Here is a 16436-nt window from a genome sequence, read left to right on the forward strand (position 1 = left end):
ATCATGGTGCTGATCGCCCGATCAGCACGTCGCCCGATCAGCACGTCGCCCGATCGGCGCGTCGCCCAGTCACTTCGTCAAGTCACTTCGTCCCGTCGCCTCGTTCCGCCGCCCGGAGGTACGCACCATGAGCCCAGTCCCCCCACCAGGTCTCGACCCGGAGCTGCTGCGCGGCCACCTCGACCGCGAGCGGCCCGGGATGGTGAGCGGGCCCCTCGAAGCGCGGCTGATCGAGGGCGGCCGCTCGAACCTGACGTACACCGTCAGCGACGGGACGGGCCGGTGGGTGGTGCGCAGGCCTCCGCTCGGCCATGTGCTGGCCACCGCGCACGACATGACGCGCGAGCACCGGGTGATCAGCGGCCTGCACCCCACCGCCGTCCCGGTGCCGGAGCCGCTGCTGCTCTGCGAGGACGACAGCGTGATCGGCGCCCCGTTCTACGTGATGGAGTACGTCGAGGGCACCCCGTACCGCACCGCCGAGCAGCTCGCCCCGCTGGGCCCCGAGCGCACCCGGGCGGCGGTCCTCGGGCTCGTCGACACCCTGGTCGACCTGCACGCCGTGGATCCGGGGGCGGTGGGGCTCGGGGACTTCGGGCGGCCCGAAGGCTTCCTGGACCGGCAGTTGCGGCGCTGGGGCAAGCAGTTGGACGCCTCCCGCGACCGTGACCTGGCGGGCATCGACGAGCTGCACGCCTCCCTCGGCCGCGGGCTGCCCTCCTCCCCCGCGCCCACCGTCGTCCACGGCGACTACCGCCTGGACAACGTGCTGCTCGGCTCCGACGACCGGATCAAGGCCGTCCTCGACTGGGAGATGTCCACGCTCGGCGATCCGCTGACCGACCTCGGGCTGCTCGTGATGTACAGCTCCGACCTCGACCTGCCCCGGTCGCCCGTCTCCACCACCAGCGGCGCGGCCGGGCACCCGTCCCCCGCCGAGCTGATCGAGCGCTACGCGGCCCGCTCGGGCCGGGACACCTCCGCCATCTCCTGGTACACCGCGTTCGCCTGGTTCAAGCTCGCCGTGATCCTGGAGGGCATCCACTACCGCTACACCCTCGGCCAGACCGTCGGCGCGGGTTTCGACCGGATCGGCGATCTGGTCCCCGTCTTCATCGAGCACGGCCTCACCACCCTCCAGGAAGGCTGAACCCATGGACTTCGCATTCGACGCCCGTACCGAGGAGCTGCGGAGCAGGCTGCTCGCGTTCATGGACGAGCACGTGTATCCGGCCGAGGCGGTCGCCGAGGAGCAGCGGGCGCGGCTCGCCTCCCCGTGGGACACCCCGGCGGTCGTGGGGGAACTGAAGGTTGAGGCGCGGCGGCAGGGGCTGTGGAACCTCTTCCTGCCGGACGCGGAGTACGGGGCCGGGCTGACGAACCTCCAGTACGCCCCCCTCGCGGAGATCACCGGACGCTCCCCGCACCTCGCGCCGACCGCGCTGAACTGCGCGGCCCCGGACACCGGGAACATGGAGGTGCTCTTCCAGTTCGCCACCGACGAGCAGAAGAAGCAGTGGCTGGAGCCGCTGCTCGCCGGGGAGATCCGCTCCGCGTTCGCGATGACGGAGCCGGACGTGGCGTCCTCGGACGCGACGAACATCGAGACCCGGATCGTCCGGGACGGCGGTGACTACGTCATCAACGGGCGCAAGTGGTACATCTCCGGGGCGATGAACCCGGACTGCGCGGTCTTCATCGTGATGGGCAAGACCGACCCGGACGGCGCGGACACCCGCCGCCAGCAGTCGATGATCCTGGTGCCGCGCGACACCCCCGGCCTCGAAGTGCGGCGGGCCATGCGGGTGTACGGGTACGAGGACCACTCGCACGGCGGTCACGCGGAGGTGGTCTTCCACGACGTTCGGGTGCCCGCGGCGAACCTGATCGGCGAGGAGGGCGGCGGCTTCGCCATCGCGCAGGCACGGCTGGGCCCGGGTCGGATCCACCACTGCATGCGGCTGATCGGGATGGCGGAGCGCACCATCGAGCTGATGTGCCGGCGGGCAGTGGCGCGTACGGCGTTCGGCAAGCCGCTCGCCCAGCAGGGCGCCGTGCAGAACTGGATCGCGGACGCCCGGGTCACGGTGGAGCAGTTGCGGCTGCTGGTGCTGAAGACGGCCTGGCTGATGGACACCGTGGGCAACAAGGGCGCGCACACCGAGATCCAGGCCATCAAGATCGCCACCCCGCGCGCGGTGGTGGACATCCTCGACTCGGCGGTGCAGCTGTACGGCGCGGGCGGGGTGAGCCAGGACTTCCCGCTGGCGGAGCTGTGGGCCTCGGCGCGGACGCTGCGGCTGGCGGACGGCCCGGACGAGGTGCACCAGCGGTCGCTGGCCCGGCGGGAGATCAAGCGGTACGTGTGACGGACAGCGGTGCGGCCCCCTCCCGAGGTGCTCTTCGGTAGGGGGCCGCTGCCGTACCCGTACAGCGGGACTCAGAAGGTGAGCTTCCAGCTGTCGATGTAGCCGGTGTCCTGACGGGCGACGTCCTGGACCCTGAGCTTCCAGGAGCCGTTGGCGACCTCGGCGGAGGCGTTGACCGTGTACGTCGTGATGACGTTGTCGGCCGAGTCGCCGCTGCTGGAGTTCTTCAGCCGGTACGCGGTGCCGTCCGGGGCCACCAGGTCGACGACCAGGTCGCCGCGCCAGGTGTGCTTGATGTCGACGCCGACCTGGAGGGCGGCCGGGGCGTTGCCCGTCCGTCCGGTGACCGCGACCGGCGAGGTCACGGCCGGTCCCGCGTCCGGGATGGCGACATCGGCGGTGTTGCTGAACACGTCCCCGGCGGGCGGTTCGCCGGTGCCGGAGGAGAGGGTCCAGACGGCGTGGGCGGCGGCGTCGCTGTTGCGGTCCAGGGCCGTGTCGTTGATGTTGCTCAGGTTGTCGCACGACGAGTGGTAGCAGCGGTCGAAGGCCTGGCCCGCCGTCCCGCCCCACTTCTGCGCCTGGGCGGCGGACTTGGTGTAGCCCGCGCCGGTGAAGAGCCCGCCGACGGGGACCCCGACGTTCTTGAAGGGGGCGTGGTCGGAGCGGCCGTCACCCTCGGTCTCGATCTCGGTGGGGACGTTCAGACCCGCGAAGTAGTCCTTGAAGGTCTTCTCGATGACCGGGTCGTCGTCGTAGACGAAGTAGCCGGCGTTGGGCGAGCCGATCATGTCGAAGTTGAGGTAGCCGGAGAGCTTGGAGCGCTCGGCGGACGGCAGGTTGTTGACGTAGTACTTCGAGCCGACCAGGCCCAGCTCCTCCGCGCCCCACCAGGCGAACCGCAGGTGCTTGTCGGGCTGGTACTGGGCGCGGGAGACGGCGAGCGCGGTCTCCAGGACACCGGCCGAGCCGGAGCCGTTGTCGTTGATGCCCGCGCCGGAGGAGACCGAGTCGAGGTGGGCCCCGGCCATCAGGACCTGGTTCGGGTCACCGCCGGGCCAGTCGGCTATCAGGTTGTAGCCGGTGGCTCCGTTGGAGGTGAACTGCTGGAGCGTGGTGGTGTAGCCGGCGGCGTCGAGCTTGGCCTTCACGTAGTCGACGGACGCCTTGTAGCCGGGGCGGCCGTGGGCGCGGTTGCCGCCGTTGTTCGCGGCGATCGTCGAGAGCTGCGAGAGGTGGGCCTTGACGCCTGCCAGGGGGATGTCGGGTGCCGCGGCGGCTGCCGCCGGTGCCGGCTCGCCGGCGGCCTGGGCGGCCGGGGCTCCGGCTGCGAGGACGGCGGCGAGGGCGACGGCCAGGGCGGCCGCCGGGGATCTGCGCAGGGTGAAACGGTCGGGTCTCATTCACGGGCTCCGGATTCCGTTGGGGACTGACGGAACGTGCGGGGGGTCCCCGGCCGGGTGGTGATCCGGCCGGGTCCAGGAGCGTGGGCCGGGACAAGGCGGCCCGGAGGTGCGCAATGCGTGACCGATGCTCAAGGAAGTGACCGTGCTCCGTCAAGAGCGGAAACCGGACATGGCCGTTCTATTAACGAACAGTGGTTCACCCGCGAACCCCGGCGCCTCATCGGGAGGCAGGACGTACGACATACATCCAGACTCACCCCGACCGGCGGAGCCGGCCAGTGGGTGGCCCCCGCTCCGGCCCGGAGCCGACTACGGGCGCAGGGCCCGCAGCAGCAGGTCCGCGAGGTGGTCGGCGACCTCCTGACGGCTGAGCGGGCCGTCCGGGCGGTACCACGTGGAGAGGTGGTGGACCGAGCCGAAGTGGTAGTCGACGACCAGGTCGGCGGGGGTGGCCGAGGAGAACACGCCGCTGCGCTGGCCCTCCTCGATCAGGGCCCGGAAGCGTTCGTGGTAGCGGCGGCGCTCGACGCGCACCTGCTTGTTCTTCTCGGGGCTCAGGTGGTGCATGGAGCGGAAGAAGATCGCCGCGTCGTCCAGGTTGTCGATGGTCGTGACGACCACGTCGGCCGCCGCGTCGCGCAGCCGCCGCTCGATGGGCGCCTCGGCGTCCGCGAAGGCGTCCAGCCGCTCCTGCTGCAGCCGCAGCACCCGGGCGTAGACCTCCTGGAGCAGGTCCTCCTTGGAGCCGAAGTAGTGGTAGAGCGCCCCCTTGGTGACGCCCGCCGCCTCGACGATCTCCTGGACCGAGGTGCGGTCGTACCCGCGCTCGGCGAAGAGCCGGGTGGCGGCGGCCAGCAGCCTCTGAGGGACGGGAGTGCCGTTCTGATCCGTCGCCTTGGCCATGAGCCGCCACCTTCCTTTCGTACCGTGCGTGCGCTGTTTCGACGCTGTTCTAACGGGGGGAACGCAGTTCCCGCCTGAGGATCTTCCCACTCGCCGTCTTCGGCAGCTCGGCCAGGATCTCCACCTCGCGCGGATACTTGTACGCGGCGAGCCGTTCCTCGCAGTACGCGCTCAGCTCGCCGGCCTCCACGGAGGCCCCCGGACGCAGGCTCACGTACGCCCGGACCGTCTCCCCCCGGTACGCGTCGGGCACGCCCACGACGGCCGCCTCGCGCACCGCCGGGTGGGTGTGGAGGACGTCCTCCACCTCGCGCGGCCACACCTTGAACCCGGAAGCGTTGATCATGTCCTTCTTGCGGTCGACGACGTACAGCCAGCCCGCCGTGTCCATGAATCCGATGTCGCCGGTGCGCAGCTCGCCGTCCGGGAAGGCGGCGGCCGTGGCCTCGGGGAGGTTCCAGTAGCCGGGGACGACCTGGGGGCCGCGCACCGCGATCTCGCCCTGCTCCCCGAAGGGGACCTCCCGGCCCGCCCCGTCGAGGATCCGTACGAAGGTGTCGGGGCCGGGGACGCCGACGGAGAGGACGCCGGAGACCGGGTCGACGGGGGCCTCGTGCTCGGGCGGGACCGCGGCGCAGGGAGCGGTGCACTCGGTGAGTCCGTAGCCGTTGCGGAGGTACGGGCCGAAGCCCGCGCGGAACCTCTCCACGAGCGCGGGCGGCAGGGGCGCGCCGCCGGAGGAGATCACCCGGAACGAGGCGAAGTGGTCGGGGGTGGCGTCCGGATGCGCGGCCAGCGCCATGAAGGCGGTGGACGGGCCGACGGTGTAGGCGGGGCGGTGGGCGGCGAACGCCTCCAGGACGACGCCCGCCTCGAAGCGGTAGGCCAGCACGAGGGTGCCCGCGTTGGCGACGCAGGCGGCGAACTGGCAGACCATGCCGGTGATGTGGAAGAGCGGGGCGAGCGCGAAGTAGGCGGAGCCCTCGGCGATCGGATGGCCGGTGCGCTGGCGTTCGGCGTTGACCATGATGTTGCCGTGGGAGTTCATCGCGCCCTTGGGGGCGCCGCTCGTCCCGGAGGTGTAGCTGATCAGCGCCGTGCCGGCGGCGGTGAGCTCCCGGCCTTCCGGGGCCGGGTTCCCGGCGCGGGCCGCGGTGAGCAGGTCGTCCGCGAAGTCGTCGGGGCCGGGGGCCGGGAGCCGCTCGAAGCCGAGGACACGGGGGTCGTTCACGCTCTGGAGGTCCAGCTCGCAGGCGGTGAGGGCGACGGCGAGGTGCGGGGCCGCCGCCGCGGTGTCCCGCAGATACCCCTCCCACGCCCGGTCCGAGCAGATCAGCGCGGTGACCTGGGCGTCCGCGAGGACATGGCCGACCTCACCGGACTTGTACATCGGGTTGAGCGGTACGACGACGGCCCCCGCCTTCCACGCGCCGAGGAGCGCGAGGACGAAGTGCGGGGTGTTCTGGAGCATGATCGCGACCCGGTCGCCGCGGCGCAGCCCCCGGGCGGCGAGGTGTCCGGCCACCGAGTCGGACAGCTCGTCGGTCTCGCGGTAGCTCAGGCGGCCGTCGAAGTAGGCCAGGGCCGGGCGGTCGGGCGCGCGGTCGGCGGCGGCCCGGAAGGCGTGCAGCGCGGTCGCGGGCGGGGTGACGGGGGCGCGCTGGGCGTCGCTGAGCAGGGCGAGCCATGGCCGGGCCGCGTAGATCGAGCCCTCGGGGCCCGGGGTGGCGGGGTCCGGGGTCGGGTCGTTCACGCGCCGCTCGCCTCCCACTTCCGCTGGAGGCGGTTCATGCTGCCCATCCACCGGTCGGGATCGGCGGCGCGGGCCTGGTAGTAGTCGGCGACCTCCGGGTGCGGCAGGACCAGGAAGCGGTCGGCGTCCATCGCCTCGAACAGCGCGTCGGCGACGGCGTCCGGCTCGATGGCGCCGGGTGCGAGGACCAGCTCGCCGGCCGAACCGGCGGCGGTGAGCATGTCGGTGCGCACGCCCTGCGGGCAGATCGCGTGGACCTTGATCCCGCGGTGGCGGTAGGTGAGGGAGAGCCACTCGGCGAAGGCGACCGCCCCGTGCTTGGTGACGCTGTACGGGGCCGCGCCGATCATCGTCAGGAGGCCGGCGGCGGAGGCGGTGGTGACGAAGCGGCCACCGTCGCGCTCCAGCCAGTCCGGCAGGAGGGCCCTGGCCGCGCGGACGTGGGCCATCACGTTGACGTCCCAGGCGGCGGCCCACACCTCCTCGTCGGCGAACACGTCGCCGGGCGAGGCCAGGCCCGCGTTGGCGCAGTAGACGTCCACCGTGCCGTCCAGCGCCTCGCGGGCCGCGGCCACGATGTCCGAGGCGTCCCCGGCGACGGCGAAGCCGCCGATCTCCTTCGCGAGCGGTTCGATCCGGGCGAGGTCGAGGTCGTTGACGACGACCCGCGCGCCCCCGGCCGCGAACCTGCGGGCCAGGGCGGCGCCGATGCCGCCCCCGGCCCCTGTGACCACTACGCCGGCGCCCTGCACCGTACCCATCGTCATCCCGCCCTTCCTCTCCGGCTGCATCGGCAGACTAACCGGTCGGTATGTGATCCGGGAAGGGTCGGGAGCGGGCCGGAGGGCGCCCGTACGGACCCCGGGGGCCGGCCGGGGGAATCGGCTCGGTCCAGGTCGTTCCGCGCGGCCCCGGCCCGCGCTAGCGTGCGTGGCCATGACAGTCGGCGCGATCATGGAGGTAGCGGAATGAGCCTGTCCCGACGTGGTGTGCTGGCCGCGGGAGGCGCCGTGGGAGCGCTCGCGGCGACAGCGGCCGGCATGGGTCCCGCCGCGGCGTCGGCCGCCCCAGGGCGCGGCTCCGGGCGGGGACGCGGCCGGGTGCTCACCGGTTTCGACCGGCTGGCGGCCGACGGCTACCGGATGCTGCGGGGCCAGAAGGTCGGGATCGTCACCAACCCGACCGGCGTCACGGCCGACGTCCGGCACATCGTCGACGTGATGCACCCGGACGCGCGGGTGGACCTGACCGCCGTCTTCGGGCCCGAGCACGGGTTCCGGGGGACCGCGCAGGCGGGCGGCTCCGAGGGCCGCTACGACGACCCGGCGACCGGGCTGCCGGTCTACGACACGTACCTCAAGAGCGGGCAGCCGCTCGCGGACATCTTCACCGCCTCGGGCGTGGACACGGTCCTGTTCGACATCCAGGACGCGGGTGCGCGCTTCTACACGTACATCTGGACCCTGTACGACTGCATGGAGGCGGCGGCGCTCGCGGGCAAGCGCCTCGTCGTGCTGGACCGGCCGAACCCGGTGACCGGGCGGGCGGCGCTCGGGCCGGTGCTGGACCCGGCGTTCGGCACGTTCGTCGGCCGCCGGGAGATCGCCCAGGCGCACGGGATGACGGTGGCGGAGCTGGCGTTGTTCTTCAACGCGGAGTTCCTGCACGAGAATCCGGTGCGGCTCGACGTCGTGACGATGTCGGGGTGGCGGCGCTCGGACTTCTTCGACGGGACCGGGCTGCCGTGGGTGCCGCCGAGCCCGAACATGCCGACGCCCGAGACGGCTCTCGTCTACTCCGGGACCTGCCTGTTCGAGGGCACGAACCTCTCCGAGGGCCGCGGCACGACGCGCCCCTTCGAGCTGCTGGGCGCGGAGGGCGTCGACCACCGCTGGGCGGCCGCGGCGAACGCCCTGGAGCTGCCGGGGGTGGCCTTCCGGGAGGCGTATTTCGCGCCGGTGTTCTCCAAGTTCGCGGGGAAGACGGTGGGCGGGGTGCAGGTGCACGTCCAGGACCGGGAGGTCTTCGACCCGGTCCGCACCGGGATCGCCCTGCTGGTGACGGCGAAGCAGAGCTGGAGCGGCTTCGCCTGGCGGCCGGACAACTGGATCGACAAGCTCACCGGGAACACCCGGGTCCGCACGATGATCGACGCGGGCGCGGACACCGACACGGTGGTACGGGCGTGGCAGCGGGACCTGTCGGCGTTCCGGGCGAAGCGGCGGAGGTATCTGCGGTACGGCGGGTAGCGCGGGCGTGCCGGACCCGGCCGGCCGGTGGGCGGTTCAGCCGGTCAGGTCCAGGTCGCCGAGGTATTCGCCGTCGTCGGTGAGGCCCCGCTTGCGGTAGCCGAGGCGGAGGTAGAACTCCTCGGGACCGCCCTCGCCGGGCTTCCAGGTCACGGTCGAGACCGACCCGCCCCGCCGGCGGATCTCCTCGTTCACCGCCCCCACGGCGAACCGCCCGTAGCCCCGGCCCTGCTCGTCGGCGGCGACGGCGAGCCGCCAGAGCCCGGAGCGGGGCGGGGCGTCCGGCACCCCGGCGTCGAAGTCGAACGGCAGGTCGAAGTAGGCCATCACGAAGCCGACGATGCGCTCGCCGTCACGGATGAGCCGGGGCCAGGCGATGTCGGGATGCACATAGGCCTCGGCCAGGGACCGCGCGACCGGGGCGACGAACGCGCGCTGCGCGGGCGCGACCTCCAGCCGGCAGGCGTCGAGCACCGTGTCGGGGGTGACCTTTTCCAGGCGCGGGTGAGCTGGTGTCATGAGCGAACCCAACCGCACACGACCGCGCCTCCGCCATCGGGTTTCGAGCGCGCCGGCGAGGCCGCACGCCCCCGCACCCCCCGTCCGCGCGCCGCTCCGCTTCCGTCCGGGGCACCCCCTCCCACATGCGGAGTCTCGGCCAATGGACGGATCCCACCTTTCGATGGAGCCGGAACGGGCAGACGTACGTCCATTCCATGGCGTCCAAGGACGAGCGACGGAGGTGGCGATGTCATGGCCGGTTTCCGGAGTCTTGCGAGACAGGTCCGCGATCCGATGGGTGATCTGGCCCTGCGGCGGTATTCGCTGCGCAAGTGTTTGGAGAGGTTCGCCCCGTACGGGCACCGGGCGACCTGGGACCACCTGTGCGCCCGGCACGGGATCGACCCCGAGGACCGGGCGCCCGATCCGGCCCGTCTGACGGGCGCGCTGGACGAGCTGGAGGAGGCGCGGGCCGTCTGGCTCGCGTACGAGGCGGGCTTCGCCGAGCGGCGGCGGCGCGAGAAGCACGCGGGGCTGCGGCGGCCCGGTGCGTTCGACGACTGGCACCGCCGCACCTGGGGCGGTCACGGGGTCGCTCGCTGTTGCGACCCGGGCGTCCACCCCACCGAGCCGCTCGCCGAGGTCCTGCGCCGTCTGATCGCGGCTCTGGGCACCGGCCCCGGCTCCGCCTGTCCGGTCTGCGCGGGCACGGGCATCGAGTGGCGGCAGGAGCGGGGCGAGGCGCCGTGGGCGGGCCCGGTGTGCACGGGCTGCGGGATCACGGTGCCGCAGCCCGCCCTGACCGACCGCACGCTGGCCAGGGCCCGGCTGCCACGGCACCGGGCCCCGGCCGCGGCGGCGGCGTGAGCCTCGCTCCCGCCCCGGGGATCTACGTGCGGGTGGGCGGCTTCCGGCCCTCGGGCATCAGACGGGAACCGGTGATCCGTTCGCCCACTATGTCGTCGGGGTTGGACAGCACACAGGTCTCCAGCGACAGACAGCCGCACCCGATGCAGTCGGTCAGATGGTCGCGCAAGCGGTGCAACTGCCTGATGCGCTCGTCCAGTTCCTTGCGCCAGACGCCGGAGAGCCGGGCCCAGTCCTCGCGGTTGGGCGTGCGCTCCTCGGGCAGTTCGGCGAGCGCCTCCCGGATCGTGACCAGCGGGATGCCGACGCGTTGGGCCGCCCGGACGAAGGCGACCCGGCGCAGGGCGTCGCGTGAGTAGCGGCGCTGGTTGCCGCTGGTGCGGGTGGAGCTGATCAGGCCTTTGGACTCGTAGAAGTGCAGGGCCGAGACGGCCGCGCCGCTCCGGGCCGCGAGCTGGCCGACCGAGAGTTCGTGGAGTGTCTGTGGAATCTGGGGCACCCGTCGAATCTACTGCCATGTCGTTGACAGGAACGCCTCCGCACAACGATGCTGAGCAAGCGCTTAGACATCGCGCCTGATGGTGCGCCGAGCCGGAAGGCAGGAACCGGGAACATGGCAGAGCCGAGGATCTTCACGTCCGCACAGGAGCTGCGGGACGGGGTGGGCGAGCAGCTGGGACACAGCGACTGGCTGGAGATCGAGCAGGAGAGGGTCGACCGGTTCGCCGAGGCGACCGGCGACCACCAGTGGATCCACGTGGACCCGGAGCGGGCGAAGGACGGGCCGTTCGGCACGACCATCGCGCACGGCTATCTGACGCTCTCGCTGCTGCCCGCGCTGGTACCGCAGGTGATGCGGGTCGAGGGCATGAAGATGGGCATCAACTACGGGACCAACAAGGTCCGTTTCCCCTCGACCGTCCCGGTCGGCTCGCGGCTGCGGGCGACGGCGGTGCTGCGCGGCGTCGAGGAGACGGGCGGCGGCGTACAGGTCACGGCGGTCGTCACGGTCGAGCGCGAGGGCGGCGAGAAGCCGGCGTGCGTGGCCGAGTCGGTGTCCCGCTACTACTTCTGAAGCTGCCGGGCGCCGACCATCCGCAGGACGAGGCCGGCGTACAGTTCGCCGACCTCGTCGGGGGTACGGCTGCCTTGGGCGTTGAACCAGCGGGCGACGTCGATACAGAGGGACAGCACCGCGAGCGCGGTACCGGGGACGTCGGGGACGTCGAACTCGCCGTCCCGCACCCCTTCGCCGATGATCCGGCGCACCACCGCGTCGCTCCTGCGCCGCAGCGCGACGATCTCGGTGCGGTGCTCCTCGCCCAGCGCGTCGAGCTCGTACTGCACGACCCGGGCGGTGGTGTGCCGCCCCGCGTGCCAGCGGACGAAGGAGCGGACGGCCCCGGCGAGCCGTTCGGCGGCCGTACCGTCCCGCTCCGCCTCGGTGGTGAGGACGCCCAGGGCCCGCTCGTGGCCGATCTTGCTGATCCGGTGGAGCAGCTCTTCCTTGGTCTTGAAGTGGATGTAGAGCGCCGCCGGGCTCATCCCGGCCCGGCCGGCGATGTCCCGGGTGGTGGTCGCGTGGTACCCGCGCTCGGCGAAGGCGTCCACGGCGGCGACGAGGAGCCGCCTGGCGGCCTCGGGAGTGACCTCGCCCCACGGAGTGTCCTCGCCGCTCGTCTCCTCCGCCGCACACATCGCCCAGGGCCCCTCTCCGTCAGCAGAACGAACACCATACCCCGAACCTGAGCAAGCGCTTAGGGATGGCCCTGCCGATCGTGGCGGCTCAGAGCTTCTGGAAGGGGTCGTGCTCGGCGAGGATCTTCTCCAGCCGGGCCTGGTCCACCCTGCTGACGATCTGCCCGGCCTCCTGGCGGTCCCTGATCACCTTGGCGAGCGTGAAGCAGGACGTGACGAGGTAGAGCACGCCGATGGCGAGGAAACCGCGCACCCAGGCGTCGGCGTCGAGGAAGAAGATACCGAAGGCGACCGCGCCGATCGCCACCATGAAGGAGGCGACGGCCTGCAGGTAGAAGGCGGCGGTGCTCTGCTGCTTGACCGGTGTCGTGTCATTCATGGGCTCAGCATCCGCCGACGTGGCGCACGCCACATCCGCGTCCGTACTCAGGCCGGTACTCAGACACCCGTACGAGCCGGCATGCCGGTCAGAAGGCGGAGACGCCGGTCAGAGCGCGGCCGATGATCAGCTTCTGGATCTGGCTCGTGCCCTCGTAGAGCGTCATCACGCGGGCGTCCCGCAGCAGCTTGCCGACCGGGTACTCGTCGATGTAGCCGTAGCCGCCGAAGACCTGGAGGGCGTTGTTGGCGCAGCGGACGGCGGCCTCGGACGCGTACAGCTTGGCCTTGGAGGCGGCGGTGGCGAATTCCTGGCCCCGGTCGATCAGATCGGCGACCCGCCAGGTCAGCAGCCGGGCGGCGTCCACGTCGACGGCGATGTCGCTGAGCAGCTCCTGGACGAGTTGGTGGCGGGCGATGACCTTGCCGAACTGTTCGCGCTCGCCGGCGTAGCGCACGGCCGCGTCCAGGGCGGCCTGCGCGATGCCCACACAGCCCGCCGCGACGGACATCCGCCCCTTGGCCAGGGCGGACATGGCGATGGAGAAGCCCTTGCCCTCGGGCCCGAGGAGGGCCCCGGCCGGTATCCGGACGTCCTGGAGGACCAGTTCGGCGGTGGCCTGGCCGCGCAGGCCGAGCTTGCCGTGGATGGTGCGGCGGGTGAGGCCGGGGGTGTCGGTGGGGACGAGGAAGACCGAGACGCCCCGGTGGCCGGGGGCGTCGCCCGTCCGCGCGAAGAGCAGCACGACATCGGCCCAGGTGCCGTTGGTGATGAACATCTTGGTGCCGTTGACGACGTAGTCACCGCCGTCGCGCACCGCCCTGGTGGCGAGGTTCCCGGCGTCCGACCCGGTGCCGGGCTCGGTGAGGCCGAAGCAGCCGATCGCCTCGCCCGCCGTCAGCCGGGGCAGCCACCGCCGCTTCTGCTCCTCGCTCCCCCAGGACACGATGGTCTTGGCCACGAGGCCGAGCGATACGGAGACGATCCCCCGCACCGAGGAGTCGCCTCGCCCCAGCTCCTCGGTGACCAGGCAGTAGGACAGGTGGTCGCCGCCGGAGCCGCCGTACTCCTCGGGCACGGTCAGGCCGAGGAAACCGAGATCCCCGAGCTTCTTCACGATCGACTTGTCGACGTTCTCGGCGCGGTCCCACGCGACGGCATGGGGGGTGACCTCGCGGGCTACGAAGTCCCCGGCCAGCTCGCGGACGGCTTTCTGCTCCTCGCTGAGCGTCAGGTCCATCGTGCCCACCCACCGTCCCTCACGAGCGCCGCTCGGGCGCCCATTAATTAGCACTGCTAGTTTCTGGTTCGCAGGCCCTACTATGAGCCGCATGGCCCGACCGCGCAAGCCCCTCCTCAGCAGAGACCGCATCGTCGGGGCGGCGAGCGCGCTCGTGGACGCCGAGGGGCTCGACGCCGTCTCCACGCGCCGGCTGGCGGCCGTCCTGGGAGTGAGCGGGCCCTCGCTCTACAACCACTTCCGCAACAAGGAGGAGATCCTCGACGCCGTGGCCGACGCGGTCTCCGTACAGGTCGATCTGTCGATGTTCGAGGAGTCGGACCCGCGCGACTGGCGCGAGGCCCTGCACGACTGGGCGCTGTCCTACCGGGCCGCCCTCGCCGCGCACCCGCACATCGTCCCGGTCCTCGCCCGGGGCCCGGGGCGCCGCCCGGCGGGGCTGCGGGTCGCCGACGCGGTGTTCGGGGCGATGGTGGGGGCGGGGTGGCCGCCCGCGCAGGCGACCCGGATCGGGGCGCTCATGCGCTACTTCATCACCGGTTCGGCGCTGGGCTCCTTCGCCGGGGGCTTCGTCGACGACGAGACCGCCTACGACCCCGCCGACTACCCGCACCTCGGCCAGGCCCACCTGCTGGCCGACCACCGCCGCCAGGTCGACGAAGGGGCCTTCGAGACCGGGCTGCGGGCCCTGCTGGACGGGCTGGCGATCCAGTACGAGCAGTACGCGCGGCCCGCCGAAACGGTTCGGCCGACGCCGGACCGTCGCTGACCCACGCCTGCCCGCGGGCCGTGCCGCGCAGCCCGTCCGGCACCCTGCGGCCCGTGGGCCGGCACCGGTCCGCCGTCGACCGGCGGGGCCGGCGCCGGTCCGCCGATTGACGGTCCTTGACAATCCGGTGGGGGATGCGGCGCTCCCGCCCTACGGTCGTGGCCATGACGACGACGACCCCCGCTCCCCTTCCGGTCTCCCCGCCGGCCCACCGCTGGCGCGCCACCGCCGCCGCCTCCACCACCGTCGTGCTGTGGGCCTCGGCCTTCGTCTCGATCCGCAGTGCGGGCGAGACCTACTCCCCCGGCGCCCTGGCCCTCGGGCGGCTGGCGACCGGCGCGCTGGTGCTCGGGGCGATCCTGCTCGTCCGCCGGGAAGGGCTGCCGGGGCGGGGTGCCTGGCGGGGGATCATCACCTCGGGCGTGCTGTGGTTCGGGCTCTACATGGTGGCGCTCAACTGGGGCGAGCAGGAGGTCGACGCCGGGACCGCGGCGATGCTGGTGAACATCGGGCCGATCCTGATGGCGCTGCTGGGCGCCCGCATGCTCGGCGAGGGGCTGCCGCGCCGCCTGCTGCTGGGGATGGGCATCTCGTTCTCCGGCGCGGTCGTCGTCGGCCTCGCGATGTCCGGGCACGGCGGCTCGTCCGTACTGGGCGTGGCCCTGTGCCTGCTGGCCGCGGTGGTGTACGCGCTGGGCGTGGTCAGCCAGAAGCCGGCCCTCGCGCACGGCTCCTCGCTCCAGATCAACACCTTCGGCTGCCTGATCGGGGCCGTGGCCTGCCTGCCGTTCACCGGAGTCCTGCTCTCCGAGGCCGCCGACGCACCCCTGTCCGCCACCCTGAACATGGTCTACCTGGGCGTCTTCCCGACGGCGCTGGCCTTCACCACCTGGGGCTACGCGCTGGCCCGGACCACCGCGGGCCGGATGGGCGCGACCACGTACGCGGTTCCGGCGCTCGTCGTGGGCATGGCCTGGGTGCTCCTGGACGAGGTGCCGACCCTTCTCGGCGTCGTCGGGGGTGCCCTGTGCCTGGCCGGGGTGGCGGTCTCCCGGAGCCGTCGGCGGACCGGGCCCGCGCGCGGAGAGCCGGCCGGGCCGGTGGCGGGATTTCGTCACGAGGAGGAGCGCCGGGCGGAACGGACGTAGCGGGGTCCGCCCGGCTGTCCGTGGTCCGGTGACGTGGACGTCACCGGACCACGGACTGCCGACGGGTCACGGGAACACGACCAGGGCGCGGCCGCCCCGGCCCGCGATCATGTTGTCGAAGGCCGCGGGGATGCCGTCCAGGGCGATGTGCTCGGTGACCATCATCGACAGGTCGAAGCGGCCCGCGCGGATGTGGCCGGCGAGGACGGGCAGGTCGCGGGCGGGGTCGCTGTTGCCGTAGACGCAGCCCGTCAGGGACCGGCCCCAGTGGAAGATCTCCAGGGCGTTGAAGGTGACGTCCTGGTCCTTTCCGCCGATCCCGACGACCGTGGTGCGCCCGCCGCGCCGGGTGGATTCCCAGGCGGCCCGGATGGTCACGGGCCGTCCGACGCACTCGACGGCGACGTCCGTGCCCCGGCCGCCGGTCAGTCCCCGGATCTCACGCGGGGTGGTGGCGGAGGCGACGAGGTAGTCGGTCGCCCCGGCCTGCCGGGCCAGCTCCTCCTTGGCCGGGGAGACGTCGACCGCGATGATCCGGGAGGCGCCCGCGATCCGGGCGGCCTGGAGCACGGCGAGGCCGACGCCGCCGATCCCGAAGACGACGACGCTCTCGCCCTCGCGGACCCGGGCGCTGTGGTGGATCGCCCCGTAGCCCGTCAGGACCGCGCAGCCGAGGAGTGCGGCGTCGGTGAGCGGAATGCCGTCGGGGGCGGGGAGCACGCAGTTCGCGGCGACGACGGTCTCCTCCGCGAAGGCCGCGACGTTGAGGCCGGGGTGGAGGTCGGTGCCGTCCGCCGTACGGGCGTGGAGGTTGGCGGTCCCCTTCAGTGCGTCGGCGCAGAGCCACACCTCTCCGATCCCGCAGTGGAAGCAGGACCCGCAGGAGGGGGCCCAGTTGAGGACCACTCCGTCGCCGGGGGCCACCTGGGTGACGCCCTCGCCGACCGCCAGGACCGTGCCCGCGCCCTCGTGGCCGAGGACGGCGGGCACCGGGACGCGCATGGTGCCGTTGGACAGGGACAGGTCGGAGTGGCAGACCCCGGCGGCGGCGAGGGAGACGCGCACCTGGCCGGGGCCGGGCTCCGGCAGGACGATGTCGGTGATCTCCAGCGGAGCTCCGACGGCGGGCAGTACGGCGGCGCGGACCACGAACA

At 72.5% G+C, this 16436-nt stretch carries 17 protein-coding genes; 7 read left to right on the forward strand and 10 right to left on the reverse strand.

Annotated elements, in window-relative coordinates; all coding sequences use genetic code 11:
• Nucleotides 1–127 precede the first annotated feature (127 nt).
• Nucleotides 128–1150, forward strand: a complete 1023-nt coding sequence (locus PSQ21_RS05125) for a phosphotransferase family protein (protein ID WP_274029211.1) — start codon at nt 128–130, stop codon at nt 1148–1150.
• 4 nt (nt 1151–1154) lie between these two features.
• Nucleotides 1155–2369: an acyl-CoA dehydrogenase family protein gene (locus PSQ21_RS05130; protein ID WP_274029212.1), complete on the forward strand. Its 1215-nt coding sequence runs from the start codon at nt 1155–1157 to the stop codon at nt 2367–2369.
• A gap of 71 nt (nt 2370–2440) precedes the next feature.
• Here PSQ21_RS05130 and PSQ21_RS05135 read toward each other — a convergent pair whose 3' ends face one another.
• From PSQ21_RS05135 to PSQ21_RS05150, 4 genes are all read right to left on the reverse strand, one after another.
• Entirely contained in the window at nt 2441–3772 is a 1332-nt protein-coding gene (locus PSQ21_RS05135) for a M28 family metallopeptidase (RefSeq protein WP_274029213.1), read from the reverse strand.
• Nucleotides 3773–4084: 312 nt separating this feature from the next.
• Entirely contained in the window at nt 4085–4678 is a 594-nt protein-coding gene (locus PSQ21_RS05140; protein WP_097868305.1) for a TetR/AcrR family transcriptional regulator, read from the reverse strand.
• A gap of 49 nt (nt 4679–4727) precedes the next feature.
• On the reverse strand, nt 4728–6431 hold the full coding sequence (locus tag PSQ21_RS05145; protein ID WP_274029214.1) for a class I adenylate-forming enzyme family protein: 1704 nt from the start codon (nt 6429–6431) through the stop codon (nt 4728–4730).
• Entirely contained in the window at nt 6428–7198 is a 771-nt protein-coding gene (locus PSQ21_RS05150) for an SDR family oxidoreductase (protein WP_274029215.1), read from the reverse strand. The genes PSQ21_RS05145 and PSQ21_RS05150 overlap by 4 nt, the downstream gene beginning before the upstream one ends.
• A 201-nt stretch (nt 7199–7399) precedes the next feature.
• Between PSQ21_RS05150 and PSQ21_RS05155 the strand changes: the two genes are divergently transcribed.
• Nucleotides 7400–8680 carry an exo-beta-N-acetylmuramidase NamZ family protein gene (locus tag PSQ21_RS05155; protein ID WP_274029216.1) on the forward strand — a complete coding sequence of 427 codons (1281 nt, stop codon included), beginning with the start codon at nt 7400–7402 and terminating at the stop codon, nt 8678–8680.
• 36 nt (nt 8681–8716) lie between these two features.
• Here PSQ21_RS05155 and PSQ21_RS05160 read toward each other — a convergent pair whose 3' ends face one another.
• Nucleotides 8717–9199: a GNAT family N-acetyltransferase gene (locus PSQ21_RS05160; protein ID WP_274029217.1), complete on the reverse strand. Its 483-nt coding sequence runs from the start codon at nt 9197–9199 to the stop codon at nt 8717–8719.
• A 234-nt stretch (nt 9200–9433) separates the two neighbouring features.
• Between PSQ21_RS05160 and PSQ21_RS05165 the strand changes: the two genes are divergently transcribed.
• On the forward strand, nt 9434–10048 hold the full coding sequence (locus PSQ21_RS05165; protein ID WP_274029218.1) for a hypothetical protein: 615 nt from the start codon (nt 9434–9436) through the stop codon (nt 10046–10048).
• A 22-nt stretch (nt 10049–10070) separates the two neighbouring features.
• Here PSQ21_RS05165 and soxR read toward each other — a convergent pair whose 3' ends face one another.
• A complete protein-coding gene (gene soxR / locus PSQ21_RS05170; RefSeq protein ID WP_274029219.1) occupies nt 10071–10547 on the reverse strand; it encodes a redox-sensitive transcriptional activator SoxR in 477 nt (158 codons plus the stop codon).
• Between the two features lie 114 nt (nt 10548–10661).
• Here soxR and PSQ21_RS05175 point away from each other — a divergent pair, with 114 nt between their 5' ends.
• On the forward strand, nt 10662–11123 hold the full coding sequence (locus tag PSQ21_RS05175; RefSeq protein WP_274029220.1) for a MaoC family dehydratase: 462 nt from the start codon (nt 10662–10664) through the stop codon (nt 11121–11123).
• Here the strand turns inward: PSQ21_RS05175 and PSQ21_RS05180 are convergent.
• The 3 genes from PSQ21_RS05180 to PSQ21_RS05190 form a co-directional block, all read right to left on the reverse strand.
• Entirely contained in the window at nt 11114–11746 is a 633-nt protein-coding gene (locus PSQ21_RS05180) for a TetR/AcrR family transcriptional regulator (protein ID WP_274029221.1), read from the reverse strand. The two genes, PSQ21_RS05175 and PSQ21_RS05180, sit on opposite strands and share 10 nt — an antisense overlap.
• Before the next feature lie 88 nt (nt 11747–11834).
• Complete coding sequence (locus PSQ21_RS05185; RefSeq protein ID WP_274029222.1) at nt 11835–12125, reverse strand: YiaA/YiaB family inner membrane protein; 291 nt, start codon at nt 12123–12125, stop codon at nt 11835–11837.
• 88 nt (nt 12126–12213) lie between these two features.
• Nucleotides 12214–13365 carry an acyl-CoA dehydrogenase family protein gene (locus PSQ21_RS05190; protein WP_274035645.1) on the reverse strand — a complete coding sequence of 384 codons (1152 nt, stop codon included), beginning with the start codon at nt 13363–13365 and terminating at the stop codon, nt 12214–12216.
• A 91-nt stretch (nt 13366–13456) separates the two neighbouring features.
• On the opposite strand from PSQ21_RS05190, the gene PSQ21_RS05195 reads away from it, so the two are divergent.
• Together PSQ21_RS05195 and PSQ21_RS05200 are read left to right on the forward strand one after the other, a co-directional pair.
• The gene (locus PSQ21_RS05195; RefSeq protein ID WP_274029223.1) at nt 13457–14134 is read left to right on the forward strand and encodes a TetR/AcrR family transcriptional regulator; all 678 of its coding nucleotides are present in this window, start codon (nt 13457–13459) and stop codon (nt 14132–14134) included.
• Between the two features lie 164 nt (nt 14135–14298).
• On the forward strand, nt 14299–15282 hold the full coding sequence (locus PSQ21_RS05200; protein ID WP_274029224.1) for a DMT family transporter: 984 nt from the start codon (nt 14299–14301) through the stop codon (nt 15280–15282).
• 66 nt (nt 15283–15348) lie between these two features.
• On the opposite strand, the gene PSQ21_RS05205 is transcribed toward PSQ21_RS05200, so the two are convergent.
• A complete protein-coding gene (locus PSQ21_RS05205; protein WP_274029225.1) occupies nt 15349–16431 on the reverse strand; it encodes a Zn-dependent alcohol dehydrogenase in 1083 nt (360 codons plus the stop codon).
• Nucleotides 16432–16436 lie beyond the last annotated feature (5 nt).

It is taken from the genome of Streptomyces sp. MMBL 11-1, from assembly GCF_028622875.1.
Taxonomy (GTDB): Bacteria; Actinomycetota; Actinomycetes; order Streptomycetales; family Streptomycetaceae; genus Streptomyces.